This window comes from Micromonospora sp. MP36 (assembly GCF_008119785.1).
Taxonomy (GTDB): domain Bacteria; phylum Actinomycetota; class Actinomycetes; order Mycobacteriales; family Micromonosporaceae; genus Micromonospora.
The window spans coordinates 1-25,730 of the sequence record NZ_VSFA01000072.1 but is presented as its reverse complement, the minus strand read 5'-3'; the positions used below and the strand labels follow the sequence as shown (position 1 = coordinate 25,730).

Sequence of the window (25,730 nt, the reverse complement as noted above, 5' to 3'; positions counted from 1 at the left end):
CGGCTCATCGCATCGACATCGATCCAGGAGAACCCGCGATCACGACCGGCCCACGTCACCGGAATCTCCCCCGAACCAGCCCAAAGGCGAAGCGCCACGGTCCACACGGTTAACCTAGGATCACCGACGATTCCTAATCAAGTTGGTCAGCCTCGGTTCGCGCATCCGGTCGACGGTGAGCTGGTGCTGGGTGTTCCCATCGGCGTCGATGAGGCGGGCGAAGTCGCTGCCGGCCGGATGCCAGAGCAACAGGCCCTGGGCGTCGTCCGCGAGGACTCGCATCGGTTGCATCCAGGTGCACCAGCTTCCGCGCAGATACCTACGCGTGATGACCTGTCCCGGCTCGAACATCACGGCCGCAGGATAGTGCGCTCCGCGTGGCGGCGGGTGCCGCGCTCACCTCGCCGCTTCCATCCGTCGGTGGAACGCCATGGCTGCCAAACCGGCCCGGAGACCGCCATGGCGTTCCACTGACCGGTGCCCGCCCCGGCGACCGCTCCGGGCCGGCCGGGCTCAGCGTTCCCGGACCACCGCCACCGGGCAGCTCGCGTGGTGGATGAGCTGTTGGCTGACCGAGCCGAGGAGCATCCCCCGTAGCCCGCCCCGGCCCCGGCTGCCGACCACCACCAGTTGCGCCGTGCGGCTCGCTTCGACCAGCAGCGCGGCCGGGTTGCCTGGGGTCACCTGGAGCTCGACCGGGACGTTCGGGAAGGTCTTCCGCCACCGTGCCAGGCTCTCCTCGGCCGCCGCCCGCTCGGCGGCCTCGGTCTCCTCTGGCGTGGAGCCGGGATCCACCCACCGCTCACTGGGTGGCGGCGCCCAGGCCCGCAGCAACCGCAGCGGCGCGTCCCGCTGGGCGGCCCGTTCGACGGCGAACCCGAGCGCCAGCAGGGAGGACTCGGAGCCGTCCACGCCGACCACGACCGGCCCGGAGGGGGCCGCCTGTCCCTGGCGGACCACCACGACCGGGCAGTGCGCGTGGGCGGTGACGGAGACCGCGGTGGAGCCGGCGAGGAGGCCGCCGAAGCCGCCGTGCCCCCGGCTGCCGAGCACCAGCAGCCCTGCCTCGGCGGATCGTTCCTGCAGCACCAGGGCCGGCGGGCCGTCGAAGACCTCGCCGTGCACGGTGAGGCCGGGCCGCTCGGCGGCGGCGTCCGCCGCCGCCTTGCGGACCAGTTCCTCGACCTTGCGCCGGGCGGTCTCGTCGGGCCAGATCCCCGGCGCCACCCCGGGTCCGATCCAGCCGACCACGGTCAACCACTCGAAGACGTACGCCAGCCGGACCGGCCGGCCGGAGCGGCTCGCCTCGTCCAGCGCCCAGTTCAGGGCCACCGTCGCGTCGGCGGAGCCGTCGTAGCCGACCAGGATCTCGTCGCGGCTGACGTCGGCCGGGTTCACTGTCCGCCTCGCAGGCCGGGCTCGGTCTCCCGGATCCAGCGCCACTCGGCGACCCTCGGGTCGTCCTCGCCGTACTCACGGGTGTAGTCGCGGGCGGCCTGCCGGGCGTCGACCATGTCCTGGCGCAGGTGGGCGGCGCGCGGGGCGAGCCCGGGCACCCGGTCGATGACGTCGATGACCAGGTGGAAGCGGTCCAGGTCGTTGAGCATCACCATGTCGAACGGCGTGGTGGTGGTGCCCTCCTCCTTGTAGCCGCGCACGTGCAGGTTGCCGTGGTTGGTCCGCCGGTAGGTGAGCCGGTGGATCAGCCACGGGTAGCCGTGATACGCGAAGATGATCGGCTTGTCGCGGGTGAAGATGGTGTCGAACTCGCGGTCCGGCAGGCCGTGCGGATGCTCCGAGGGCGGCTGCAGCCGCATCAGGTCGACCACGTTGACCACCCGTACCTTCAGCTCGGGCAGGTGCCGGCGGAGCAGGTCGGCCGCGGCCAGCGTCTCCAGCGTCGGCACGTCGCCCGCGCAGGCGAGCACCACGTCCGGCTCGGTGCCCTGGTCGGTGCTGGCCCAGTCCCAGATGCCCAGCCCGCGCCGCGCGTGCTGGATGGCCTCGTTCATGCTCAGCCAGTTCGGCGCCGGTTGCTTGCCGGCCACCACCACGTTGATGTAGTGCCGGCTGCGCAGGCAGTGGTCCATGGTGGAGAGCAGGGTGTTGGCGTCCGGTGGCAGGTAGACCCGCACCACCTCGGCCTTCTTGTTGGCCACGTGGTCGATGAAGCCCGGGTCCTGGTGCGAGAAGCCGTTGTGGTCCTGCCGCCAGACGTGGCTGGAGAGCAGGTAGTTCAGCGAGGCGAGCGGCTCCCGCCAGGGGATGCCGCGGGTCACCTTCAGCCACTTGGCGTGCTGGTTGACCATCGAGTCGACGATGTGGATGAACGCCTCGTAGCTGGTGAAGATGCCGTGCCGGCCGGTGAGCAGGTAGCCCTCCAGCCAGCCCTGGCACAGGTGCTCGGAGAGCACCTCCATCACCCGGCCGTCGGGGGAGAGGTGGTCGTCGCCGGGGATCGTCGCACCGACGAACGCCCGGTCGGTGACCTTGAAGGCGGCGCCGAGCCGGTTGGAGGCGACCTCGTCGGGGCCGAACAGCCGGAAGTTCTGCGGGTTGGCGGTGATCACGTCGCGGATCCACGGGCCGAGCACGCCGGTGGAGCCGGCCACCGGCTCGCCCGGGTGCTCGACGTTGATCCCGTAGGCGCGGAAGTCCGGCAGGTCGAGATCGCGCAGCACCCGGCCGCCGTTGGTGATCGGGTTGGCGCTCATCCGCCGGTCCCCCTTCGGGGGCAGCGCGGCGAGCTCGGCGACCGGGGCGCCGGTGGCGTCGAAGAGTTCTTCCGGCCGGTAGCTGCGCAGCCAGCGCTCCAGCTCGGCCAGGGCCTCCGGGCTCTTGCGTACCCCGTCGATGGGCACTTGGTGGGCGCGGAAGGTCCCTTCGACCGGCTTGCCGTCGATCTCGCGGGGGCCGGTCCAGCCCTTCGGCGTACGGAGGATGATCATCGGCCAGCGGGGGCGCTCGACCTGGCCGCCGGAGCGGGCCCGTCGCTGGATCTCGGTGATCTCGTCGAGCGTCCGGTCCAGCGTCGCGGCGAGGCTCTGGTGCACCTGCACCGGGTCGTCGCCGGCGACCACGTGGGGCTGGTAGCCGTAGCCGCGCATCAGGCCGAGCAGGTCGTCCTCGGGGATCCGGTCCAGCACGCTCGGGTTGGCGATCTTGTAGCCGTTGAGGTGCAGGATGGGCAGCACCGCCCCGTCCCGGGCCGGGTTGAGGAAGACGTTGGACAGCCAGCTTCCGGCCAGCGGGCCGGTCTCGGCCTCCCCGTCGCCGATCACGCAGGCCACCAGCAGGTCCGGATTGTCGAACGCGGCGCCGTAGGCGTGGCTCAGGGCGTACCCCAGCTCGCCGCCCTCGTGGATCGAACCCGGCACCTCGGCGGCGACGTGGCTGGGGATGCCGCCGGGGAAGGAGAACTGGCGGAACAGCCGGGCCATCCCGGTCTCGTCCCGGGTCACCGAGTGGTAGAGCTCGCTGTAGGTGCCCTCCAGCCAGGTGTTCGCCACGATCGCCGGCCCGCCGTGGCCGGGCCCGGTGAGGTAGATGACGTTCAGGTCGCGGTTGACGATGACCCGGTTGAGGTGGGCGTAGATCAGGTTGAGCCCCGGGCTGGTGCCCCAGTGCCCCAGCAGTCGCGGCTTGACGTGCTCGGGCTTGAGCGGCTCGCGGAGCAGCGGGTTGCCGAGCAGGTAGATCTGCCCGACGGTGAGGTAGTTCGCCGCCCGCCAGTAGGCGTCAAGCCGGCGCAGCTCGTCTTCGGTCAGTGGGCTGTGCAGGTCGAGAGCGGTGTCCATGCTGCCATAGCCTCTCGCGGCTCGGGGACTTCTGCAGCCCGAAGGCGGATATCCCGTCCGGGCAGGTCCAGCTTCGCCCCGGGCGGGTCGGGGCGGTCAGGGCCGGAGGTCCCGGGACGGGTGGGCGTCACGGCCCGTACGCGTCCGGGACGATTCCACGGACGACGATCACCGGGGCCGGCGAGTGGTAGAGCAGTGACTGGCTGACCTCGCCCAGCATGCCCCGCCAGGCTTCGTCGCCGCGCGCGGCGACCAGCGCGACCTGCGCCGAGCGGGACTGTTCGACCAGGACGGTGCCGGGGTCGCCGCGGACGGTGTGGCATTCGGCGGCCACCGTGGGGTGCCGGGTGGCGTACCGGGCCACCGTCTCGGCGAGCAGGTCGTCGACGTTGCCGGGGTGGCCGGATTCGACGACCCAGATCGCCAGCAGCCGGGCCCCGCGGCGTTCCGCGCAGTCGAAGGCGTAACCGAGGGCGGTGTGGGAGGACGTCGACCCGTCCACGCCGACCAGCACCGGTCCCGGTGGCGGCGGCTCGGCCCGGCCGACCAGGACCGGGCAGCCGGCCCGGGCGGCGAGCTGCACGGCCGGCGCGTCGGTCGGTACGCAGTTCGCGCAGTCGGCCATCCCGCCGTCACCGAGCGCCACCAGGAAGGCCGACTCCGAGGCCCGGATCAGCGCCTCGACCGGGGACCCTTCGACGATCGCGCCGCTCACCGGCACCGCCGGCTCCGCCTCGGCGGCCACCTGTCCGGCCTGTTCCAGCAGGTTCTCGGCGGCGGCGCGTGGCCCGCCCGCGGGGGACGTCTCGGCCTCCGCCGCCCAGTTGAAGGCGTGCAGCAGGTGCAGCGGGCGGTCGTGGGCGGCGGCTTCCACGGCGGCCGTCCGAACCACCTGGAGGTCCTCGTCCGACCGGCCGACGCCGACCACCACCGCGTCCTCGGTGGGTGCGGCCATTCCGCCTCACCTCCCGACCGCGTTCTCCTCACCCACGGTAGTCGTGGGGGGTGCCCGCCCGGACCGGGTCGGCGGAACTGGAGCGGTCACCGCGCCGGGGGTGCCCGACGCGGCCGGCGGTCAGCGCGGGGTGGGCACGGTGGGCAGGACGCGGATCACCACGGCGGTGGCGTTGTCGTCGCCGCCCTCGTCCAGGCTGGCCGACAGCAGGGCGCGGGCCGCCTGCGCCGGGTCCCGCTCGGCCAGCAGGTCCCGCAGCCGGTGGTAGCCGAGTTGGTCGCTGACCCCGTCGGTGCAGAGCAGCCAGGTGTCCCCGGTACGCAGCGGGACGGCCAGCACGTCCGGCTCCGGCCGGTCCGGGTGGCCGACGTAGCGCAGCAGTTGGTAGCGGGCCCGGGCCGCCTCGGGTGAGGTGGCCGGCCACCAGCCGTGCACCACTCCGAGCCAGGCCATTGTGTGGTCGACCGTCACCAGTTCCAGCAGCCCGTCGCGCAGCCGGTAGGCCCGCGAGTCGCCGAGCTGGACGAGCCAGCCCTGCCCGCCGTCGGGTTCGACGGCCAGTGCGGTCAGGGTGCAGCCGGTCAGCCCGGCCAGTCCCGCCCCGGCCTGGCGTACCCGCAGCTGCGCCTCCGCGGTCGCGGCGCGCAGCTCGCGCGCGCCGACCGCGGGCCAGGCGGCGCGGACCTGCTCGACGAAGGTGCTCGTCGCGGTGGCGCCGGCGACCCGGCTGCCGTCACCGTCGCCCATCCCGTCGACGACCGCGAACAGCGGCAGCTCCGGGTCGACGTGCAGCACGTCGAAGTTCTCCGGGTAGTGGTGCCCGACCACGCTGCCGCCGGCCGTCTCCAGCGTGAGCCGCCCGACGGTCAGCTGGCGGGCGGCCTCGACCGGTCGGTCCAGCGAGCGGCGGCGGAACACCAGCGGACCGTAGCACCACCAGCGGCTATTCCCGGCGCGTCGCCGTCGTGTCGGCCCGCCGGCGTCAACCATGGTTGACAGGCAGGGCCTTGTCAACCTATGTTGACAGCATGAGTCAGGCGACAGATCTCGCGGCGGCCGCCGGCAGCACCGACCCGAAGGTCGGGCTCCGCGCCGTCCTCGCCCTGCGCCGGCTGCTCGAGCGGCTCGAGGTGGTCCAGGTGGACAACGCCCGACGGCAGGGCTGGTCCTGGCAGGAGATCGCCGACGCGCTCGAGGTCAGCCGGCAGGCGGTCCACAAGAAGCACGCCGGACGACCGGCGGTGCCCGGAAGCTGGGAGGCGTGATGTTCGAACGGTTCACCGACCGGTCCCGGACGGTGGTGCGGCACGCGGTCGACGAGGCCCGCGCCGAGGGCCGGCGTCCGGTCGGCACCGAACACCTGCTGCTCGGCGTGCTCGCCGACGGCGACAACCTGGCCGTCCGGGTGCTGGCGCAGGCCGGCATCCGGGCCGAGGACCTCCGCGCCGCGGTGGCCCGGCACACCGCCGGCGGCGTCGACGGTCTCGGCGAGGCCGACGCGGCGGCGCTGCGGGAGATCGGCATCGACCTCGCGGCGATCGTCGCGCGGATCGAGGAGACGTTCGGGCCCGACGCGCTGCGCGAGGCGGTGCCCCCGCCCCGCCGGCGCTGGGGCCGGCGCCGGCTCGCCGACGGCCGGTTCTCGCCCCGGGCGAAGAAGGTGCTGGAACTCAGCCTGCGCGAGGCGCTCCGGTTGCGCCACCGCCACATCGGCACCGAGCACATCCTGCTCGGCCTGCTCCACGAGGGCAACGGCCTGGCCGCGCTGGTGCTCACCGAGGCCGGCGCCGACCTCGACGACCTGCGCCGGCGGGTGGAGGCGGCGCTGCGTACGGCGGCCTGACGCCGACGACGCGGCGCGCGACGCTCACCCGTGCCGCCGACGGCCAAACCTGTTTGCGGTCCATGCAACGTCCGTCGCCGTCGAGTCGCTGACCCGTCCGAGTTGCTGCACACTGGCGCCGTGGACGGTGGAGCGGACAAGCGGCTGGTGACCGCCGGCAACCCCGCGCCGCGCTCGGCGGTGGTGGTCAACCCGGTGAAGGTGACCGATCTCGACCAGTTCCGCCGGACGGTGGACGGCGCCCTCGACGCCGCCGGCTGGCCCGCACCGACCTGGTACGAGACCACCGTCGAGGACCCGGGCCGCGGCCAGGCCGAGGCAGCCGTCAAGGCCGGCGCCGAGGTCGTCTTCGCCTGCGGCGGCGACGGCACGGTACGCGCCTGCGTGACCGCGCTCGCCGGCACCGACGTGGCGCTCGCCGTGCTGCCCCAGGGCACCGGCAACCTGCTCGCGGCCAACCTCGGCCTCTCCGGCGACCTGGCCGCGGGGCTGGAGATCGCCGTCGAGCGCGGGATGCGGCGGCTGGACGTCGGGGTCGTCGGCGACCAGTGCTTCGCCGTGATGGCCGGCATGGGCTTCGACGCGCAGATGCTCGACGCCACCTCGGAGACCACCAAGGCGCGGATCGGCTGGCCGGCGTACCTGGTGGGGGCCGTGAAGCACCTGCGGGACCGGCCCATGCGGGTCACCATCCGGATCGACGGCCGGCCCCCGCTGCGCCGCCGGGCCCGCTCGGTCCTGGTCGCCAACGTCGGCCGCCTCCAGGGCGGCGTCCGCCTGCTCACCGACGCCGAACCCGACGACGGCTGGCTCGACGTCGCGGTGCTCACCCCGCGTACGCTCGGCCACTGGCTGGCCATGGCCTGGGCCTTGGTCCGCCGGCGCGGCCGGGTGCCCCGGATGGAGATCCTCCGCGGCCGGCAGGTGAAGATTGCCAGCAACCGGGCGCAGCCCCGGGAACTCGACGGTGACCTGATCGAGCCCGGCCGGTCGCTCACCGCGGAGATCCGGCCCGAGGCGCTCTGGCTCTGCGTGGCCCGTCCGGAGCGCCACCCCGACCTGTCGGTGGACGCCGACGCGGCGGGCGAGCGTGGTGAGCGCCTGGTCGAGGAGGCCCGCCGTGAGTAGCACCAAGCTGGTCCCCGAGACCCGGCTGATGTCGGCCGACGAACTCTCCGCCGACCACGCCTGGCACACCCTGCGTCGCCACGGCGGCTGGTGCCTGCTCCGGGACGCGTTCATCCGGTTCCGCTACGGCGACGGCTTCAGCCACTCCCGCGCCTTCGCCCTGCAACTCTGCCTGGCCGTGGTGCCGTTCCTGATCGCACTCACCGGCCTGATCAGCGACCTCGGCGCCGACGAGGGCGGCAAGGTCGTCGCGGACACGGTGCTCGCGCTCACCCCCGGCCAGAGCGAGTCCGTCGTGCAGCAGCTGCTCGCCGACGGCGAGCACACCGAACGGGCCGGTGAGCTGGCGCTGACCCTCGGCCTGCTGACCGGCCTCGTCGCGCTCACCACCACCATGGCCCAGATCGAACGGGGCGCGAACCGCATCTACGGCGTCGAACGGGACCGCCCGGCCGTGGCCAAGTACGTCCGCGCCGCCGTCCTCGCGCTGACCGCCGGCACATCCGCGCTGGCCGGGTTCCTCATCCTGGTCGGCGGCCGGGCGATGGGCGACTCGGTGCAGCGGCACTACGCCTGGGGCAGCGTCGCCAACGCCGCCTGGGACGTGGTCCGCTGGCCGCTCAGCCTCGGGCTGACCGTGCTGGCCGTGGCGGTGCTGTTCCGGCACGCGCCCCGGCGCCGGCAGCCCGGCCTGTCCTGGCTGTTCTTCGGCGCCGGCATCGCGACCGCGCTGTGGTGGCTGGCGAGCCTGCTGCTCGCCGCGTACGTCAAGTACAGCGACGGGTTCGGGCAGACCTACGGCGCGCTGACCGGGATGATGGCCCTGCTGCTGTGGGCCAACCTGACCGGGATGGCGCTCTTCGGCGGGCTGGCCTTCGCCGCCCAGCTCGAGGCGATGCGGATCGGTGTGGAGGAGCCCGCCCAGCCCGACCTCTGGGAGCCGGAGGCGGCGCGCGCGGAGGTCCTCGACACCGGCGAGATGACCGCGCTCTGACCCGCCGCCGCGTGTACGCGGACCGCGAACCGGGTACAGCGCGCCTCGCCAGGACATCAGGGAGGTGCGGGGTGACCGCGGTCAAGGAGACGAACCGCCGGACCCTCGGTCGGTTCGCCGAGCGCAGCGCCGTCGGCCTGCTCGCCGTCGCCGGTACGGGCGTCGCGTTCGGCGTGCTGCTCATGCTGGTCCGGTTCCACTGGGATCCGCTGTACCACGCCGACCGCGAGGCGGCCGAGTGGTTCAACGCCCTCGTGGCGCCGCACCACCCCCTGGTCACCGTGCTCCAGGCGATCACCGATCTGGGCGGCCGGCCGGTGCTGATCTGGCTGGTCACCATCGCGGTGGTCGGCCTGCTGATCCGTCGCCAGTCCCGGCTGGCGGTCTATCTGATCATCAGCGGGGTGGGCGGGCTGATCCTCGACCCGTCGCTGAAGGCACTGGTCGGACGGCTGCGCCCGGTGGTGGACGTGCCGATCACCCACGCGCCGGGCAACAGCTTCCCGAGCGGGCACGCGCTCGGCTCGTTCGTCGCGTACGGGGCGCTACTGCTGGTCTTCCTGCCGGCGATGCAGCCGCGCTGGCGCAGGCCGGCCATCGCCGGGGTGGGCGTGCTGGTCGTCCTGATCGGGCTGACCCGGATCGCGCTGGGCGTGCACTTCGTCTCGGACGTGCTCGGCGGCTGGCTGCTGGGCGCGACCTGGCTCGGCGTCACCGCGTACGCCTTCCGGCTGTGGCGGCGCGACCGTGGCCGGCCGGTGCCGCCGATCAGCGAGGGCCTGGAGCCGGAGGCGGGGGAGGAGATCACCCCCGCGCCGGCCGAGGAGCACGTGCTGGAGCACCCCCGCTCGGCGGTCGCCGAGCTGCTGGTCGGCTGGGTGCTCGTCTTCGGCGCCCTCTACGCCTTCGGCATGCTCGTCAGCTACCACGCCAAGGGCACGTTCCTCGACACCCTCGACACCGAGGTGCCGCAGTGGTTCGCGGCCCGGCGTACCGACCCGCTGAACAACCTGAGCTGGTGGTGGAGCAAGTTCGGCGACACCCACGCCATCCTGCTGATCTCGCTGATCTTCTGCCCGCTGGTGCTGGCTGTCTGGAAGCGCTGGCGGCCGGTGCTCTTCGTGGCGCTGGCGATGTTCGGCGAGCTGAGCCTCTTCCTCGCCGCTTCCGGCGCTGTCGACCGCCCCCGCCCGCCGGTGGAGAACCTGGACGGAAACCTGCCCACCTCATCCTTCCCGTCCGGGCACATCGCCGCCACCATCTGCCTCTGGACGGCGATCGCGATCATCGTGCTCGCCCGCACCGACCACTGGTGGCGGTGGCTGTTCGTGGCTCTGGCGGTGCTCATGCCGATCGGGGTGGCCGTCTCCCGGATGTACCGGGGCATGCACCACCCGACCGACTTCATGGGCGCGATCCTGCTCAGCGCCCTGTGGATCGGGCTGCTCTGCTGGGTGGTCCGGCCCAACGCCGACGTCGGGCAGGGCAACCGGCCGGCCATCGAGTCGGAGCAGGTGCCCGAGCTGGACGACGAGCTTGCCAAGGCCGGCCGGGACGACTGACGGGTGCCGATGCTGCGGGTGATGACCTGGAACATCCGTACCGGCGGGCGGGACCGCGACGGGCCCGACCGGTGGGACCGGATCGTCGCGGTCGTCACCGGGCAGCGCCCCGACGTGCTGGCCCTGCAGGAGCTGCGCGGCCTCGACCGCGGCGGCCGGATGGCCGACCTGGCCGGCCGGCTGGGCATGGTGCCCCACCTGGCCCGGTCCTGCTTCGGGCAGCCGGTCGCGGTGCTGGTCCGCGCGCCGCTGCGGGTGCTGCGCGCCGCCCGGGTACGCCGGCCCTTCCACCACGCCGCCGCCCGGGTCGAGGTGGCCACCGGGGCGGGCCCGCTCACCGTGTTCAGCACCCACCTCGATCCGTATTCGGGCGGGCGGCGGCGGATGGAGGCGGAGTGGCTGGCGGCGGCGGTCCGGCGGACCGGAGGCCGGCTGGCCCTGCTCGCCGGAGACCTGAACACCCTCGACCCGGCCGTCGACCACGTGGCGCTGCTGGCCGGCCTGTCCTCCCGGTACCGGCGCCGCCACCTGCGCCGCGACGGCCGCACCGTCGACACCCGCGCGGTGTCCCGCCTGCTCGACGCCGGCCTGGTCGACCTGTGGCCGGCCAGCGGCGGCGGCGAACCGGACGGCCTGACCGTGCCGACCCGGCACGGCGGGGCGGAGTTCGCCGGGATGCGCCTGGACTACCTGCTCGCCACCCCCGCGCTGGCCGCACTGACCCGCCGGGTGCGGGTGGTCCGGGGCGGCGACGCCGACACCGCCTCCGACCACTATCCGGTGGTGGCGGACCTGGCGCTGGCCCCGGCCTGACCGGTGGGCGGCCGTCCCCGGAGGCGGCGGATCAGATGATCAGGTTCAGCACGATGGTCAGCACCACCGAGACGAGGATCGAGAAGAGGATCATCAGCAGGCAACCGAGGCCACCGCCGAGCGGTCGGATCTCCGTGTTCCCGATACGCATGCCCTCACCCTGTCAGGGCGGGCACCGGCCGGGTGCGGATCGCGTCGGCTCCGCCAACCTGCACCGCCCCGAGGGGTGACGGCCACCAACGCCGGAGGGTCACAGCCCGCGGAGCCGGGGCAGCAGCTCCTCCTGCGCCCAGTTCAGGAACATCGGCTGGCTGTCCGCACCCACCTGGACGAACGCCACGTGGGTGAAGCCCGCGTCGACGAACTTCTTGAACGCCGCCACGTGCCGGTCCACGTCCGGCCCGCACGAGATGCCCTGGGCCACGTCCTCCTCGCGGACGAACTGGGTCGCCGCGGCGAACGAGTCGGGCCCGGGCAGCTCCGCGTTGACCTTCCAGCCCAGGCCGAACCAGCGGAACTGGTCGTGCACGATCTTGCGGCACTCGGCCTCGTCGGGGCCGTAGCAGATCGCCACCTGCCCGTAGCGCGGCTTGCCGACACCACCGGCGTCGTCGTACATCTGGACCAGGTGCGGGTCGGGCTCCGTGGCGATCAGGCCGTTGCCGTACTCGGCGGCGAGGGTGGCGGACTGCCGGCCGGAGGCGGCGATCGCCATCGGCACTGGCCGCTCCGGCCGGTCCCAGACGTACGCGTCGGGCACGTCGTAGTGGTTGCCGGAGAAGGTCAACGTCTCGCCGTTGAGCAGGGGCCGGATGATCTGCAGCGCCTCCTCGAACATCTCGTGCCGCTGCTCCACGTGCGGCCAGCCGCCGACCACGTGCTCGTTGAGGTTCTCCCCGGCGCCGAGCCCGAGGGTAAACCGGCCGTCCGAGAGGACCCCGATCGTGCTGGCCTTCTGCGCCACCACCGCTGGGTGGTAGCGGCGGATCGGGCAGGTCACGAAGGACATCAGCCCGACCCGGCTGGTCGCGTGGGCGACCGCGCCGAGCACCGACCAGGCGTACGGGGAGTGGCCCTGCGAGTCGAGCCACGGGTAGTAGTGGTCGGACATGACCAGGTGGTCGAAGCCGGCGGCCTCGGCGCGGACGGCGTGGTCGACCAGGTGCTTCGGGCCGGCCTGCTCGCACAGGAGGCTGTAGCCGACGTTGACCATGGCGCATCTCCCTTCGGGCGGATCCTCACGGGATACCCGGGAGCGCGGCGGTCAACCCTGGTGTCCGCTTCGCAGCGGCCCGTGGCACGGGCGATCCCCGCCGCCCCGCGTGCGCCTCGTCGCGCCCCCAACTCGGCGGACCGCCACGTGAACCGGTCGTCTCAGCGCCGGCCTGCGGGCGGGAATGAGCTGCCTCGACGGCCTGCTCGCGGCAAGGCGCCCGGCGGGACGATGCCGAACCATGTGCCGACGGCGGCCATGAAGGCGACCACGTACGCCACCCCCCAGGCGAGGAGGGCCCAGGCACCCTCCGCGATGCTGCCCCCCAGGCAGGGCGCGAGGAGGAGTACGAAAAGAAAGGCCAGCCGGTCGAAGGAGAGGCTGTTCTCCGTCGGCAGCCTGTGTGCCTTGCTGAAGGGGGTGAGCCTGACCCCGTACGGGCGGCGGCGCAGGGTGAAACTCGCCGGCCAGAGCCGGCCATGGCCGTGCACGTCGATCACGCTGATCCGGCCCGGGCCACGCCGTACGGTGGCCTGGCGCGGCCGGGTCAGTTCGCGCAGCCACGGCTCCCAGACCACGCGTTGGTGGCGGATCGCGCCGTCCGGGCCGCGCCACGTCAGCCAGACGGCGTATCCCTGAGGTCGGCTGTTGATCCCACCAATGGCGCCGGCAGTGTGCGCCGCAGCGATGGCTCGCCCCCGGGTGTGCGGCTGTGGGGACTGCGCGAGGTGGGCGGTCACCAAGGTATTGGTTCCGGGAGCACCCGCGGCGAGCCGCCACTGCACGAGGCGGACGAGCCAGGAGAGCACCAGCCACGCTCCCGGAGCGAAGGCCGCCAGGACGACAGCCGCTCCGCTGGCGACCTGACGGTCGGCGAGTAGCCGGTAGCCAGGAACGGTGAGAACGGCCAGCGCGACGACGCTGCTGACGACGACAATCGGCCCGCGAGCGGATCGAGGCGCTGAGGCCCCCGCATCGCCAGTGCCGGTGGGTCCCTGAGCACCGCGTCGAACGCCCCGTCCGAACATGGCCGGGACGCTATCAACCTACGGCAACGGGCCACACCGCCGTTTCACGTCGGCCGCCCGCCTTCCCCCGACTGGAACCGCCCGCTGACGGCAGGTTCGGCCTGGCCATGCCGGATCGGCGACGTGATGGTGTCCCGCCGCCCGGGATACCACCACCTCGCCGATCTGGAGTGGATCAACGGCAGGTCGGCGGTGTGGCGGGGATCAGCCCTGGGCCAGCCGGGCCGCGCGCATCTGCAGGTAGCGCTGCTCGGGCAGGCTGGTGGTCTGCCCGGCGGCGGCCCGGTAGTGGGCCACCGCGGCGTCCCGGTCGCCGGCCATCTCGTAGAGGTGTGCCCGGGCCGCGTCGAGGCGGTGGTGCCCGGCCATCCGGGGGTCGGCGTCCAGGGCGGCGAGGGCGTCCAGCCCGGCGGTCGGGCCGTGCACCATGGCGGTCGCCACCGCGCGGTTGAGCGAGACCACCGGGTTTCCGGAGAGGCGTTCCAGCACCTGGTAGAGGGCGAGGATCTGCGGCCAGTCGGTCTGCGCGGCGGTCGGCGCCTCGTCGTGCAGCGCGGCGATGGCGGCCTGGAGTTGGTACGGCCCGACCGGCCCGCGGGTCATCGCCCGGGTGACGAGCGTGGTCCCCTCGGCGATCGCGGTGGCGTCCCACCGGCTGCGGTTCTGGTCTGCCAGGGAGATCAGCTCACCCGACGGGCCGGTCCGGGCGGCGGCGCGGGCCTCGGTGAGCAGCATCAGGGCGAGCAGCCCGGCCACCTCGCTGTCGTCCGGCAGCAGCGCGTGCATGGCCCGGGTCAGCCGGATTGCCTCCTCGGCCAGGTCGACCCGGCGCAGGTCCGGGCCGAGGCTAGCGGTGTGCCCCTCGGTGAAGATCAGGTACAGCACGTGCAGCACCGTCGCGAGGCGGGCCTCGCGCTCGCCCTCGTCCGGCATCCGGAAGGGCAGCCCAGAGGTCCGGATGCGCTGCTTGGCGCGGCTGATCCGCTGCGCCATGGTGGCCTCGGGGACGAGGAAGGCGCGGGCGATCTCGGCGGTGGTGAGGCCGCCCACCGCCCGCAGGGTCAGCGCGATCGCCGACGCGGTGGACAGCGTCGGGTGGCAGCAGAGGAAGAGCAGGACCAGGGTGTCGTCCCGGTCCGAGATCAGCGGCTCGTCCGCGGCCGGCGCGACCCGCCCGTGGTCGCCGTCGCGCCGGGCGACGCGGTCCTCCCGGTCCCGGCGGGCGGCCTCGACCCGGACCAGCTCGATCATCCGGCGGTACGCGACCTGGACTAGCCAGCCGCGCGGGTTGTCCGGCAGTCCCTGGGCCGGCCACTGGGTGGCCGCGTCCAGCAGCGCCTCCTGCACCGCGTCCTCGGCGGTGGCGAAGTCACCGAACCGGCGGGTGAGCACGCCGAGGACCTGCGGCGCCAGCTCGCGCAGCAGGTCCTCGACGGTCCGGTCCGGGATGCCCAGGTCAGATCTCCTGCGGTGGCGCCGACATGACCGGGTGCACCTCGATCGGCATGTTCAGCGGTCGCCCGCCGGGGCCGGGCGCGGTGGAGATGTGCGCGGCGATCTCGACCGCCCGCTCCGGGGTCTCGCAGTCGACGATCCACCAGCCGGCGAGGAACTCCTTGGTCTCCGCGAACGGCCCTTCGGTGACGACCGGGGCGCCACCCTCACCCGCCCGGACGATCCGCGCCTGCTGCGGGCCGGCCAGACCCTCGGCCTGGACCAGTTCCCCGTCGGCGGTGAGCTTCGCGTTGACCTCCCGCATGAACCCGATGTGTGCCTGGATCTCCTCGGGCGTCCAGGTGTCGATCGACGGGAAGTCGGTCCCGGCGGCGCTGAACTGCATCAGCAGCATGTACTTCACGGTTCGCTCCTCACGCCTGTGCACCGATTCTCGGTGCTTCCACCCTCAGGTAGAAGCCGCCACCCCGGTTCTCGACATCCGCAGCAAAGAAATTCCAAGATTTTTCAGCCGACGGCGGTGACCTCCAGCAGCAGGGCCTGTTCGGGATGCAGCACGGGCAGTTGGAGCCCCAGCGAGCCGAGCACCGCCCCGCTCAACGCCACCCCGGCGTCCGAGGCCAACCAGCCGGGCGGGCTTAGCTGAAGCAGCGCCGGCTCCGGCACCCCGTCCGGCGGCCGGACCAGGTAGCGCCGCGACGGGTCCAGCCCCGGCAGGCGTACCGGGCCCGGTATCTGCGCCACCGAGGTGGCCAGCCGGGAGATCGCGTACACCGCGTGGGAACGGTCGTGGGCGACCACGCCGTGCGCCTGCACGGCCGGGTCGGCGTGGTCGACCCGGACCACCCGGCCGCCGTGCAGCAGCGGACGCAGCCGCTTGTGCAGCGCCACCCAGGCGGCAAGTTCGGCCCGCTCCGCCGGGGTGATGCCACTGATGTCCCACTCGATGCCGTGGTGGCCGAAGAGCGCGGTGACCGCCCGGAAGCCCAGGTCGTGCACCCGGTGCGTGGTGTGCGAGCGCTCCGGTCCGATGTGGGTGCCGACCAGCTCGGGCGGGAGCAGCAGGCCGGTCCAGCGCTGGATCGACAGCCGCTCCAGGGCGTCGTTGCAGTCGCTGGCCCACACCCGGTCGGTGCGGCGCAGGATCTCCAGGTCCACCCGCGCCCCGCCGGACGAGCAGCTCTCGATCTCCACCCCCGGGTGGCGGGCCCGCAGTTCGTCGAGGAGGCGGTAGACCGCCACGGTCTGCGCGTGCACCCCGGGCCGGCCGCCGTGCCCGGCCTCGGTGAGGTCCCGGTTGTGGTCCCACTTCAGGTACGCGATGCCGTCGTGCTCGGTCAGCACCGCGGCCAGCCGGCCGAGCAGGTGGGCGTACGCGTCCGGGTGGGCGAGGTCGAGGACCTGCTGGTGGCGCCACTCCGGCGGCAGCCGGCCGGGCGCCTGGAGCACCCAGTCCGGGTGGCCCCGGAACAGGTCCGAGTCGGGGTTGACCATCTCCGGCTCGACCCAGAGCCCGAACTGCATCCCGTGCTTGCGGACGTGGTCGATGAGGGGTTGCAGCCCGTCCGGCCAGACGTCGTCGTCGACCCACCAGTCGCCGAGCCCGGCCTGGTCGTGCCGCCGGCCCCGGAACCAGCCGTCGTCGAGCACGAAACGTTCCACGCCCACCTCGGCGGCCCGGTCGGCGAGCCCCTTGAGCCGGTCCAGGTCATGGTCGAAGTAGACCGCCTCCCAGACGTTGAGGGTCACCGGGCGGGGTGCGCGCGGGTGCTCCGGGCGGGCCCGCAGGTGGGCGTGCAGCACGTCGCTGAGCCCGTCCAGCCCGTCGAGCGAGTGGACCGCGTAGAGCAGGGGAGTGGCGTACTCCTCGCCGGGGGCGAGCCGGATCTCGCCGGGGGCGAGCAGCTCCCCGCCGCCCAGGGTGGACTCCCCGGTCGGGCGGCGCTCGGCCACCGTGATGTGGTCGCCGCTCCACGCGGTGTGCACCGCCCACACCTCGCCGTGCCCGAAACCGAACCCCGGCGTGCCGGCGACGAGCAGCAGCGTGGCGTCGTGTCCGGTGCGGCCGTGCCGGCCCTCGCGTACCCAGGCGCCCATCGGCCACGGGTGCCGCTGCGGCGCGCGTTCCCGGCACCAGCGCCCGGTCAGGTCGAGCAGTTCGGTGGCGACCGCCGGCACCGGCAGCACCGGGGTCAGCTCCCGCACCTCGTACGGCCGGTCGCCGTCGTTGCGCAGCCGGTGCCGCAGCGTCAGCAACCCGGCCGGGTCGAGCGCCAGCTCGACGGTGAGCGACAACCCCGCGCCCGGGTCCGCGGCCCGCACGACCACCCGCGCGGCACCGGCCCCGCCGTGGTCCCGCTCCCCATCGGGTACGTGCACCGCCTCCCCGCCCGCCGCCACGCGGCCCCGGTCCGGGGCGGCGGGCACCTCGTCGCCCGACGCGGCGTCGGCGCTGGCCGGCCCGTCGAGCACGTCGAGCCCGGTCAGGCGGAACGCGGTGGACCAGTCCCGGCCGTCGCGGTGGCCGGCCAGGCCGGGCCGACCGCTCCAGCCGGCGCTCGGTTCGGGCAGCAGCGACAGCACGGTCGGCGCGTCGAAGCTGCTCGGCACCACCGGCGGAATGGTGGCGTCGACCAAGGCGGGCAGCTCGTCGGCGGCGAGCGGGCCGAGGTCCGCGCCCCAGTGCACGACCCGGGGCAGGCCGGGCCCGCGCGCGTCGAGCACCAGGCTGGTCCGGGCGCGGCGCAGGTGGACGATCGTCATCCCTTGGAGGCTCCCAGCGTCAGGCCCCGGACGAACTGCTTCTGCAACAGGAAGAAGATCACCAGGGTGGGGATCGCGACCAGCACCGAGCCGGCCGAGACGAGGTTGTTGTCGGTGAAGAACTCGCCGCGCAGGTTGTTCAGGGAACTGGTCACCGGGAACTTGTCGCCGGTACGCATCAGCACCGTGGCCCAGAAGAACTCGTTGTAGATCCAGGTCACCTCGAGGGTGGCCAGCGCGGCCAGGGCCGGCCGGCACAGCGGCATGGTGACCTGCCAGTACTGCCGCCACACGCTGGCCCCGTCGACCATCGCCGCCTCGTACAGCTCGTGCGGCAGCGCCTTCATGTAGTTGCTCAGCACGAAGACGCAGAAGCCGCACTGGAAGGCGACGTTGACCAGGATCAGCCCCCAGTAGCTGTCGTAGAGCAGCTCGGAGTCGCTCAGCCACGCCGGCAGCGGGATCTCGGTGAACATCCGGAACAGCGGGATCAGCAGAGCCTGCTGCGGCAGCAGGTTCGCCGCGGTGAACAGCCCGAGCAGGGCGATGTTGACCTTCCAGCTGAACCGGGCGATCACGAACGCCACGCAGGAGGCGAGGAAGAGCGTCAGCAGTACCGCCGGCACGGTGATGTAGACCGAGTTCAGGAAGTGCTTGCCGAACTCCGCCGTCCGCCAGGCGGTGAGGTAGTTGTCGAACGTCCAGCCGCCGAGCGAGACGTACCCGTGGGTGGCGGTGTACTCGTAGGACCGCAGCGAGGTCAGCACCGCCCAGAGGATCGGGAAGAGCCAGCCGACGGCCACCGCACCCAGGAAGAGGTGCAGGACCACCCGGGCGGGCCGCGGCGGCCGGCGACGCGTGGCCGGCGCGGCCGCCGTGCCCTCGCGGGTCAACGTCGCGGCCGTCATCGCTTGTCCTCCCGCATCACGGTGGCCAGGTAGAGGGTGATGAAGACCAGCGAGACGACCAGCATGATGGTCGCCAGCGCGGAGCCGAAGCCGATCCGGCTGGCCTCGCCCACCACGTTCGCCGTGACCAGCGCGGAGATCAGCTCCAGCCCGTTGCGGCCCTTGTTGATGACCCAGACCAGGTCGAACGCGCGCAGCGACTCGATCACCGTCACCACCAGCACGATGATGTTGATCGGCCGCAGCACCGGGAAGACGACCCGGAAGAAGGTGCTGGCCTCCGAGGAGCCGTCCACGGCGGCGGCCTCGCGCAGCGACGGGTCGACGCCCTTCAGGCCGGCCAGGTAGAGCAGCATGATGTAGCCGACGTGCCGCCAGCCGGCGGCGACGAGCACCGCCCAGATGTTCACGTGCGGGTCGCCGTACCAGTCGGTCTCGCCGCCGAGCAAGGCGTTGAGCAGTCCCTGGTCGCGGCTGTAGATGAGCTGCCAGACGAAGCCGATCAGCGCCAGGGAGAGCACCACCGGCAGGTAGAGCGCGGTCTGGTAGAACCGGCTGCCGCGCAGCTCCTTGTCCAGCAGCACGGCGAGGAACATCCCGAACGGGGTGGCCACCACGAAGAGCGCGGCCAGCCACAGCAGGTTGTTCTGGATCGCCGGCACGAACGGCGGGTAGATGTTCACCACGTCGTCGTAGTTCTTCAGGCCGACCCAGTCGATCTCGCCGAGCGGGCCGATGCCGTCCCAGTTCGTGCCGGAGAGCAGCACGGTGGCCAGCGCCGGCAGCCAGACCAGGCCGACGACGAGGATCAGGGGTACGAGCACCATCAGCGTGATCACCACGCGGTCGGTGCGGGACAGGAGCCGTAGCCTGCGGCCGCGACCACGCGTGGTGGTCGCGGCCGGCGGCGCCACGGCGCGATCCGCTTGGATCAGGGGCAGGTCGGACACGGTGTCCTCCCCCTTTCCGCCGTCAGCTGGTGAAGATCGACTTCTTCTGGTTCTCGATGCTGGTGAGCAGCCCGCCGATGTCCTTCGGGTTCTTGATGAACTGCTGGAACGCCGGGATGATCACCGTGGAGGCGAAGTCGGGGCGGGTGTCCCGGTCGAGGAACTGGGCGATCTCGGTGGCCGAGCCGACCAGCTCGGCGGCCTTCTTCTGCAGCGCGGTGTAGCCGCTGGTGTCGGCGCCGGTGTTGGCCACCAGGGTGCCGGGGTTGCTCTTCACGAGGATGTTCGCGGCGTCGACGCCGCCGATGTACTCGAGCAGCTTCTTGGCGTTGGCCTCGGACTTCGGCTTGCGGGCCATCATGTAGCCGTCGATCGGCGCGTCCAGGGCCTTGGCCCCGATGGTCGGGTCGATCTCGGGGAAGGTGAAGAAGTCCAGGTCGTCCTGCTCGTCCTTGTTGAACTGCTCGGCGACGAAGAGGCCGAGCAGGTACATGCCGCTCTTCTTCTGTTGCAGCGACTGGGCGGCCTCCTGCCAGGTCCGGCCCAGGGCGTCCGGCTGGTGCAGCGGCAACAGCCCGGCCCAGGTGTCGAAGACCTTCTTCACCTTGTCGGAGGTCCACGCCTCCTTGCCGGCCATCAGGTCGACGTGGAACTGGTAGCCGTTGATCCGCAGGTTGAGGATGTCGAAGGTGCCCATCGCCGGCCAGCCGTCCTTGTCGGCGAAGGCGATCGGGTTCAGGCCGTCCTTCTTCATCTGCGCGCCGAGGGTGTTCAGCTCGTCCAGGCTCTTCGGCACCTGGTAGCCGTGCTGCTGCCAGACCGACTTGCGGTAGAAGACCGCCCACGGGTAGTACGACATGGGCACGAAGTACTGCTTGCCGTCGTCGCCGGTCGAGGCCTTCTTGAACGCGTCGGAGTAGCCGGAGAGCTTGCCCCAGACGTCGCTGACGTCGCCGGCCAGGCCCTTGGCCGCGAAGAACCGCATCCGGTAGCCGGCGAACCAGGTGAACACGTCGTCCGGCTTGCCCTGCAGGTAGTTGTTGATGTTCTCCTGGAACGTGTTGTGGTCCACCGTGTTGATGTTGACCTGCACACCCGACGAGGTCTTGAAACCGTCCATCACCTTGGCGAGGGCGTCCTTCGGCGTCGGATCCGAAGCGTTCGAGCCGAGCGAGACCGTTTTCGAGCCTGCGCCGGAGTCGGAGCCGGAGCCGGAGCCGCAGCCGGCGAGCAGTCCCGTGCCGAGCAGCGCGCCCGCGCCGGCCGCGCCGGCGAGCAGCGAGCGGCGATTCAGGCCGGCGACGGACGGGGGTACGAGTCGGGCGAGGTACTCGGCTTGCGATCGGGGACGGGACATGGTGCCTCCTGCGTGGAGAAGGTGTGCTGCGTCCAGGGCGGTGCCGGGTGGTGATCGCTGTTCGCGCCGGCCCGGGATCGATCCACCGTGAATCCACATGTCCGAACACAAACAGCCGGTGGCGGTTGAAGCTACCCCTTGGTTCCGCGCTGTCAAGAGGGGACGCGGAGACCGATAACCCAGTTGTGACATGGCCGAGGCAAGTCAACCGGGGTAATCCCGATCGATGTTGGAAAGTGTTGACTTGGCTGCCGTTCGGGGGCACCCTCTGCTCTCATGCGGAACTGGCACGGCGAACGCATCTGGTACGGCGCCGACTACAACCCCGAGCAGTGGCCCGAGGAGACCTGGGCCGAGGACGTCTCGCTGATGCGCCGGGCCGGGGTCAACCTGGTCTCGGTCGGGATCTTCTCCTGGGCCCTGCTCGAACCCGCCCCCGGCCGCTACGAGTTCGGCTGGCTCGACCGGGCGCTCGACCTGCTGCAGCAGGGCGGGATCAGCGTCGACCTGGCCACCGCCACCGCCAGCCCGCCGCCCTGGCTGGCCCACCGGCACCCGGAGACGCTGCCCCGACGCGCCGACGGCACGATCCTGTGGCCGGGCGGGCGGCAGGCGTACTGCCCCAGCTCGCCGATCTTCCGCGATCGCTCGATCGCCCTGGTCGAGGCCGTCGCCGGCCGGTACGCCGACCACCCGGCCGTGGTGATGTGGCACGTCTCCAACGAGCTGGGCTGCCACAACGTGCACTGCTACTGCGACGTCAGCGCGGAGGCGTTCCGCCGCTGGCTGCGCGAGCGCTACGGGGACCTGGACGCGCTCAACGCCGCCTGGGGCACCGCGTTCTGGAGCCAGCGCTACCACGACTGGGCGGAGATCAACCCGCCGCGGACCGCCCCGACGTTCGCCAACCCCACCCAGCAGCTGGACTTCCTGCGCTTCTCCTCCGACGAGCAGCGCGCCCAGCTGCGGGCGGAGCGGGAGGTGCTGACCCGGCTCACCCGGCAGCCGGTCACCACCAACTTCATGATCGGCAGCGGCGTGAAGTACCTGGACTACCACTCCTGGACGTCCGACGTGGACCTGGTCGCCAACGACCACTACCTGATCGCCGCCGATCCGCGTCCGCAGGTCGACCTGGCGCTCGCCGCCGACCACACCCGCGGCGTCGCCGGCGGCGGGCCGTGGCTGCTGATGGAGCACTCCACCAGCGCGGTCAACTGGCAGCCTCGCAACGTCGCCAAGACCCCGGGCCAACTGCGGCGCAACAGCCTCGCGCACGTGGCGCGCGGCGCCGACGGGGTGCTCTTCTTCCAGTGGCGGGCCTCCCGGGCGGGGGCGGAGAAATACCACTCCGCGCTGGTCCCGCACGCCGGGCCGGAGACCAAGGTGTTCCGCGAGGTGTGCCGGCTTGGCGCCGACCTGGCGGCCCTCGCCGAGGTGCGCGGCAGCCGGGTGGAGTCCGACGTGGCGATCCTCTTCGACTACGAGGCCTGGTGGGGGGTCGAACTCGACTCGCACCCCAGCGCCGACGTCACGTACGTCGACCGGCTCGCCGCCCTGCACGGCGCGCTCTGGCGGGCCGGGGTCACCGCCGACGTGGTGCACCCGTCGGCCGACCTGTCCCGCTACCGGCTGGTCCTGGTGCCCACCCTCTACCTGGTCCGCGACGCCGACGCCGAGGCCCTGCGGGCGTTCGTGGCGGCCGGCGGCACCGCTCTGGTCACCTACTTCAGCGGCATCGTCGACGAGCACGACCACATCCGGCTCGGCGGCTACCCGGGCGCGTTCCGCGAGCTGCTCGGCGTCCGCACCGAGGAGTTCTTCCCGCTGCGCAAGGGCGAGCGGGTACGCCTCGACGACGGCGCCGACGCCGACGTGTGGACCGAGTGGCTGCACGCCGAGGGGGCGGAGGTGCTCGCCGCGTACGCCGACGGTCCGCTGCCCGGGGTGCCCGCGCTGACCCGGCACGCGGTCGGTGCTGGGGCCGCCTGGTATCTCGGCACCCGGCTCGACGAGGCCGCCACCGACCGGCTCGTCGCCCGGCTGCTCGCCGAGTCCGGCGTCCGCCCGCCGGTGGCCGCGCCCGAGGGGGTGGAGGTGGTCCGCCGCCGGTCCGCCGACCGGAGCTGGCTGTTCGTCATCAACCACACCGACGCCGAGGCCCGGCTGGCCGTCACCGGCATCGAGCTGCTCGGCGGCCACAGTTGCGCCGGCGAGCTGGTGGTCCCGGCCGGCGAGGTGGCGGTGGTCCGCGAGACACCGGACCGCGCCGCCGACCAGCCGGCACTGGCCAGGGCGGAGACTGACGATCCGATGGTGGACCGGACGGCTGAGGCCGCCTGACGTGCCCCCCGCGTCCGAAGGAGGATCCATGCTCGCCCAGCAACGGCAGAGCGCCATCCTGGAGCTGATCCGCCAGCGCGGCGGCGTCCGGGTCAGCCATCTGGTCAGCCGCTTCGGGGTGTCGGACATGACCATCCGGCGGGACCTGGAGGCACTCGCCGAACGAGGGCTGGTCGACAAGGTCCACGGTGGTGCGACGCTGGCCGGCCCCGGCTCGGCCGAGGAGCCCGGCTTCGCCGCGAAGTCGATCCGGCAGCAGGCCGAGAAGCGGGCGATCGCCGAGCGGGCGGCCGGCCTGGTCGAGCCCGGGATGGCTGTCGCGCTCTCCGCCGGCACCACCACCGCCGCGCTGGCCGCCCGGCTCGCCGACGTCCGCGGGCTCACCGTGGTCACCAACTCGATCCCGGTCGCCGACGCCCTCTACCAGAACCCCCGCCCCGACCAGACCGTCGTGCTCACCGGCGGCATCCGTACGCCGTCGGACGCGCTGACCGGACCGGTGGCCGAGGCCGCCATCGCCGCCCTCAACGTCGACCTGCTCTTCCTCGGCGTGCACGGGATGAGCCCGCGGACCGGGTTCACGACGCCGAACCTGCTGGAAGCGGCCGTCAACCGCCGGCTGATCGCCGCGGCCCGGCGGCTCGTCGTGCTCGCCGACCACACCAAGTGGGAGACCATCGGCATCGCCACCATCGCCCCGCTCGCGGAGGCCGACGTGCTCATCAGCGACGGCGGGCTGCCCGCGGAGGGGCGGCAGCAGATCGGCGAACAGGTCGGCGAGCTGGTCGTCGTGGACGCAAACTGACGGCGCGAGTTGGCGATCCGTTCAGCGGCTCCGCCGAGTCACCTCACCCTGGCGAACGCGCCGCGATCCCTCGCGCTCACAGGCACTTCACAGGGGTGCCGGTTAGGGTGCCCTTCGAGGCCGTGCGCGCTCCGCCGTGGAGCGTGCCGAAGGTGAAAGCGGAGTGGCGATGGTCTTCAAGAAGATGCTGAGCGCGTTCGGCGTCGGCGGCCCGAGCGTCGACACGGTGCTGACCAACCCGAACACTCGGCCCGGCCTGGCCCTCGACGGGCAGGTCAACCTGGTCGGCGGCGACGCGCCGGCCAGCATCGAGCAGATCAGCGTCGGCCTGGTCACCCGGGTCGAGGTGGAGAGCGGCGACTCCGAGTACGCCGGCATCATGGAGTTCCACCGGATGCCGGTCAGCGGCCGGCTGGAGCTGGCGCCGAAGCAGCAGCTCTCCATCCCGTTCCAGCTCCCGGTGCCGTGGGAGACCCCGGTCACCGACGTGTACGGGCAGCGGCTGCACGGCATGACGATGGGCCTGCGTACCGAGGTCGCGGTGGCCCGCGCGGTGGACAAGAGCGACCTGGACCACGTGGCGGTGCATCCGCTGCCGATCCACGAGCGGATTCTCGAGGCGTTCCAGACGCTCGGCTTCCGGTTCAAGCACGCCGACCTGGAGCGTGGCCACATCCACGGGGTGCAGCAGACGCTGCCGTTCTACCAGGAGATCGAGTTCTTCGCCGCACCGCAGTACGCGCAGGTCGTCACCGAGGTCGAGCTGACCTTCGTGACCAGCCAGCGGGGCGTCGAGGTGATCCTGGAGTGCGACAAGCGCGGCGGCTTCTTCACCGCCGGGCACGACGTCTTCGGCCGGTACAGCGTCCCGCACAGCGACGCGGGCCGCACCGACTGGGCGCAGGTGGTGGACGGCTGGCTGCGGGAGACCACCTCGCGCTACGGCAACCTGCGCGCCCAGGGCTTCGGCCCGCACGGGCACCACGGCCACCACGGCCACCGCGGGTCCGGCATGGGCGGCATGGTGGCGGGCGCCGCCCTGGGCGTGGCCGGTGGCCTGGTCGCCGGCGAGCTGATCGAGGACGCCTTTGAGGGCGACTTCGGCGACTTCGGCGGGGACTTCGAGTAGTCCACGCACGACGGTGGCCCCGGGAGACTCCCGGGGCCAGCGTCGCTCTCAGGTGTGGCTCACTGTCGTCGGGCTGCCCGGCGCTCCATGAAGGACCGTCGGGTGCTACCGGCCTTGGACAGACCACGGCTGAACAGGTAAGCCCCTGTCAGGATGGTCAGGTACCACCACGCCAGGTTCGGGTTGGTGATCTTCAGCCCGTTGGTGATGGAACTGTGCCAGTAGGAGACGACCACGACGACCGCGACGGCGGCGGCGTACACCCAGAACTCGGTGGTGAGGAACGCCTGCTTCGTCTCGGTGCCCGGCGCCCGCTCCCGGGAGCCGTCGTGCATCATCGCCATCTGGCGGGTCTCTTCCATTGCCGCCCGGTTGGGCATCTCCTGCCTCGCCCGGGTCGGCGCCTCCTGCATCGGCCGGTTCACGGGCCTGGTGGACGCAGCCTGCGTGCTCATCTTGTCCTCCTCGGATGCGATGAGTCGTTCTCTGCACCCTCGCCCCGCTACCGCGTTTCGGCCACGGCACGGTTCGCGTTCGTGGCGGGGGGGCCCCCCCCCCCCCCCCCCCCCCCCGGGGGGGGGGGGGGGGCGCGGGGGGGGGGGGCGGGCCCCCCCCCCCCCCGGCGGGGCCCGCCCGGGCCCCCCGGGGGGGGGCCCGGGGCACCCCCCCGGCGGGCCCCGGCCCCCC

General features: G+C 72.6%; 23 protein-coding genes. 9 read left to right on the top strand and 14 right to left on the bottom strand.

Annotation, left to right across the window (positions count from 1 at the left end; genetic code table 11):
• Positions 1-120: 120 nt before the first annotated feature.
• From FXF52_RS41990 to FXF52_RS30330, 5 genes are all read right to left on the bottom strand, one after another.
• Positions 121-282, bottom strand: a complete 162-nt coding sequence (locus FXF52_RS41990; RefSeq protein ID WP_187413809.1) for a hypothetical protein — start codon at positions 280-282, stop codon at positions 121-123.
• A 231-nt stretch (positions 283-513) separates the two neighbouring features.
• The gene (locus tag FXF52_RS30345; RefSeq protein WP_148801897.1) at positions 514-1,443 is read right to left on the bottom strand and encodes a universal stress protein; all 930 of its coding nucleotides are present in this window, start codon (positions 1,441-1,443) and stop codon (positions 514-516) included.
• A complete protein-coding gene (locus tag FXF52_RS30340) occupies positions 1,395-3,797 on the bottom strand; it encodes a phosphoketolase (protein WP_148801895.1) in 2,403 nt (800 codons plus the stop codon). Before FXF52_RS30340 ends, FXF52_RS30345 begins: the two co-directional genes overlap by 49 nt.
• A gap of 127 nt (positions 3,798-3,924) precedes the next feature.
• Entirely contained in the window at positions 3,925-4,752 is an 828-nt protein-coding gene (locus FXF52_RS30335) for a universal stress protein (protein WP_148801893.1), read from the bottom strand.
• A gap of 120 nt (positions 4,753-4,872) precedes the next feature.
• Positions 4,873-5,670: a PP2C family serine/threonine-protein phosphatase gene (locus FXF52_RS30330; protein ID WP_148801891.1), complete on the bottom strand. Its 798-nt coding sequence runs from the start codon at positions 5,668-5,670 to the stop codon at positions 4,873-4,875.
• 110 nt (positions 5,671-5,780) lie between these two features.
• On the opposite strand from FXF52_RS30330, the gene FXF52_RS30325 reads away from it, so the two are divergent.
• The 6 genes from FXF52_RS30325 (at position 5,781) to FXF52_RS30300 (ending at position 11,092) form a co-directional block, all read left to right on the top strand.
• The gene (locus tag FXF52_RS30325) at positions 5,781-6,017 is read left to right on the top strand and encodes an HTH domain-containing protein (RefSeq protein ID WP_148801889.1); all 237 of its coding nucleotides are present in this window, start codon (positions 5,781-5,783) and stop codon (positions 6,015-6,017) included.
• Positions 6,017-6,595, top strand: a complete 579-nt coding sequence (locus FXF52_RS44220) for a Clp protease N-terminal domain-containing protein (protein WP_148801917.1) — start codon at positions 6,017-6,019, stop codon at positions 6,593-6,595. Before FXF52_RS30325 ends, FXF52_RS44220 begins: the two co-directional genes overlap by 1 nt.
• 120 nt (positions 6,596-6,715) lie before the next feature.
• Positions 6,716-7,723, top strand: a complete 1,008-nt coding sequence (locus FXF52_RS30315; protein WP_148801887.1) for a diacylglycerol kinase family protein — start codon at positions 6,716-6,718, stop codon at positions 7,721-7,723.
• Positions 7,716-8,717 (top strand): YihY/virulence factor BrkB family protein, encoded by a 1,002-nt coding sequence (locus FXF52_RS30310; protein WP_148801885.1) that lies wholly within the window; start codon positions 7,716-7,718, stop codon positions 8,715-8,717. The genes FXF52_RS30315 and FXF52_RS30310 overlap by 8 nt, the downstream gene beginning before the upstream one ends.
• Before the next feature lie 71 nt (positions 8,718-8,788).
• Complete coding sequence (locus FXF52_RS30305) at positions 8,789-10,279, top strand: phosphatase PAP2 family protein (protein ID WP_148801883.1); 1,491 nt, start codon at positions 8,789-8,791, stop codon at positions 10,277-10,279.
• A gap of 9 nt (positions 10,280-10,288) precedes the next feature.
• On the top strand, positions 10,289-11,092 hold the full coding sequence (locus FXF52_RS30300) for an endonuclease/exonuclease/phosphatase family protein (RefSeq protein WP_148801915.1): 804 nt from the start codon (positions 10,289-10,291) through the stop codon (positions 11,090-11,092).
• A gap of 250 nt (positions 11,093-11,342) precedes the next feature.
• Here FXF52_RS30300 and FXF52_RS30295 read toward each other — a convergent pair whose 3' ends face one another.
• The 8 genes from FXF52_RS30295 to FXF52_RS30260 all read right to left on the bottom strand — a co-directional run bounded on the left by FXF52_RS30295 (position 11,343) and on the right by FXF52_RS30260 (position 20,766).
• The gene (locus FXF52_RS30295) at positions 11,343-12,305 is read right to left on the bottom strand and encodes a TIGR03557 family F420-dependent LLM class oxidoreductase (RefSeq protein ID WP_148801881.1); all 963 of its coding nucleotides are present in this window, start codon (positions 12,303-12,305) and stop codon (positions 11,343-11,345) included.
• Positions 12,306-12,466: 161 nt separating this feature from the next.
• On the bottom strand, positions 12,467-13,114 hold the full coding sequence (locus tag FXF52_RS30290) for a hypothetical protein (protein WP_148801879.1): 648 nt from the start codon (positions 13,112-13,114) through the stop codon (positions 12,467-12,469).
• Between the two features lie 423 nt (positions 13,115-13,537).
• Positions 13,538-14,782 carry an RNA polymerase sigma factor gene (locus FXF52_RS30285; protein ID WP_148801877.1) on the bottom strand — a complete coding sequence of 415 codons (1,245 nt, stop codon included), beginning with the start codon at positions 14,780-14,782 and terminating at the stop codon, positions 13,538-13,540.
• Between the two features lie 7 nt (positions 14,783-14,789).
• A complete protein-coding gene (locus tag FXF52_RS30280; RefSeq protein WP_222870765.1) occupies positions 14,790-15,182 on the bottom strand; it encodes a YciI family protein in 393 nt (130 codons plus the stop codon).
• A 113-nt stretch (positions 15,183-15,295) separates the two neighbouring features.
• Positions 15,296-17,551 carry an alpha-galactosidase gene (locus FXF52_RS30275; RefSeq protein ID WP_148801873.1) on the bottom strand — a complete coding sequence of 752 codons (2,256 nt, stop codon included), beginning with the start codon at positions 17,549-17,551 and terminating at the stop codon, positions 15,296-15,298.
• Complete coding sequence (locus FXF52_RS30270) at positions 17,548-18,459, bottom strand: carbohydrate ABC transporter permease (protein ID WP_148801871.1); 912 nt, start codon at positions 18,457-18,459, stop codon at positions 17,548-17,550. The genes FXF52_RS30275 and FXF52_RS30270 overlap by 4 nt, the downstream gene beginning before the upstream one ends.
• The gene (locus FXF52_RS30265) at positions 18,456-19,409 is read right to left on the bottom strand and encodes a carbohydrate ABC transporter permease (protein ID WP_148801869.1); all 954 of its coding nucleotides are present in this window, start codon (positions 19,407-19,409) and stop codon (positions 18,456-18,458) included. The genes FXF52_RS30270 and FXF52_RS30265 overlap by 4 nt, the downstream gene beginning before the upstream one ends.
• Before the next feature lie 22 nt (positions 19,410-19,431).
• Positions 19,432-20,766, bottom strand: a complete 1,335-nt coding sequence (locus tag FXF52_RS30260) for an ABC transporter substrate-binding protein (protein WP_148801867.1) — start codon at positions 20,764-20,766, stop codon at positions 19,432-19,434.
• A 276-nt stretch (positions 20,767-21,042) separates the two neighbouring features.
• On the opposite strand from FXF52_RS30260, the gene FXF52_RS30255 reads away from it, so the two are divergent.
• From FXF52_RS30255 to FXF52_RS30245, 3 genes are all read left to right on the top strand, one after another.
• The gene (locus FXF52_RS30255) at positions 21,043-23,109 is read left to right on the top strand and encodes a beta-galactosidase (RefSeq protein ID WP_148801865.1); all 2,067 of its coding nucleotides are present in this window, start codon (positions 21,043-21,045) and stop codon (positions 23,107-23,109) included.
• A gap of 28 nt (positions 23,110-23,137) precedes the next feature.
• Positions 23,138-23,914 carry a DeoR/GlpR family DNA-binding transcription regulator gene (locus FXF52_RS30250; protein ID WP_148801863.1) on the top strand — a complete coding sequence of 259 codons (777 nt, stop codon included), beginning with the start codon at positions 23,138-23,140 and terminating at the stop codon, positions 23,912-23,914.
• A 169-nt stretch (positions 23,915-24,083) separates the two neighbouring features.
• Positions 24,084-25,043, top strand: coding sequence for a sporulation protein (locus FXF52_RS30245; RefSeq protein WP_148801913.1), 960 nt, complete (start codon positions 24,084-24,086; stop codon positions 25,041-25,043).
• A gap of 59 nt (positions 25,044-25,102) precedes the next feature.
• Here the strand turns inward: FXF52_RS30245 and FXF52_RS30240 are convergent, their stop codons facing one another.
• A complete protein-coding gene (locus tag FXF52_RS30240) occupies positions 25,103-25,498 on the bottom strand; it encodes a hypothetical protein (RefSeq protein ID WP_148801911.1) in 396 nt (131 codons plus the stop codon).
• Positions 25,499-25,730 lie beyond the last annotated feature (232 nt).

What these genes read in the sequence shown, in the direction of transcription:
- FXF52_RS30325 (WP_148801889.1), top strand. Translation starts at nt 5,781, where the DNA reads ATGAGTCAGGCGACAGATCTCGCGGCGGCCGCCGGCAGCACCGACCCG.
- FXF52_RS30295 (WP_148801881.1), bottom strand. Translation starts at nt 12,305, where the DNA reads ATGGTCAACGTCGGCTACAGCCTCCTGTGCGAGCAGGCCGGCCCGAAG.
- FXF52_RS30300 (WP_148801915.1), top strand. Translation starts at nt 10,289, where the DNA reads ATGCTGCGGGTGATGACCTGGAACATCCGTACCGGCGGGCGGGACCGC.
- FXF52_RS30245 (WP_148801913.1), top strand. Translation starts at nt 24,084, where the DNA reads ATGGTCTTCAAGAAGATGCTGAGCGCGTTCGGCGTCGGCGGCCCGAGC.
- FXF52_RS30240 (WP_148801911.1), bottom strand. Translation starts at nt 25,498, where the DNA reads ATGAGCACGCAGGCTGCGTCCACCAGGCCCGTGAACCGGCCGATGCAG.
- FXF52_RS30280 (WP_222870765.1), bottom strand. Translation starts at nt 15,182, where the DNA reads ATGCTGCTGATGCAGTTCAGCGCCGCCGGGACCGACTTCCCGTCGATC.
- FXF52_RS44220 (WP_148801917.1), top strand. Translation starts at nt 6,017, where the DNA reads ATGTTCGAACGGTTCACCGACCGGTCCCGGACGGTGGTGCGGCACGCG.
- FXF52_RS30340 (WP_148801895.1), bottom strand. Translation starts at nt 3,797, where the DNA reads ATGGACACCGCTCTCGACCTGCACAGCCCACTGACCGAAGACGAGCTG.
- FXF52_RS30255 (WP_148801865.1), top strand. Translation starts at nt 21,043, where the DNA reads ATGCGGAACTGGCACGGCGAACGCATCTGGTACGGCGCCGACTACAAC.
- FXF52_RS30260 (WP_148801867.1), bottom strand. Translation starts at nt 20,766, where the DNA reads ATGTCCCGTCCCCGATCGCAAGCCGAGTACCTCGCCCGACTCGTACCC.
- FXF52_RS41990 (WP_187413809.1), bottom strand. Translation starts at nt 282, where the DNA reads ATGCGAGTCCTCGCGGACGACGCCCAGGGCCTGTTGCTCTGGCATCCG.
- FXF52_RS30275 (WP_148801873.1), bottom strand. Translation starts at nt 17,551, where the DNA reads ATGACGATCGTCCACCTGCGCCGCGCCCGGACCAGCCTGGTGCTCGAC.
- FXF52_RS30250 (WP_148801863.1), top strand. Translation starts at nt 23,138, where the DNA reads ATGCTCGCCCAGCAACGGCAGAGCGCCATCCTGGAGCTGATCCGCCAG.
- FXF52_RS30335 (WP_148801893.1), bottom strand. Translation starts at nt 4,752, where the DNA reads ATGGCCGCACCCACCGAGGACGCGGTGGTGGTCGGCGTCGGCCGGTCG.
- FXF52_RS30270 (WP_148801871.1), bottom strand. Translation starts at nt 18,459, where the DNA reads ATGACGGCCGCGACGTTGACCCGCGAGGGCACGGCGGCCGCGCCGGCC.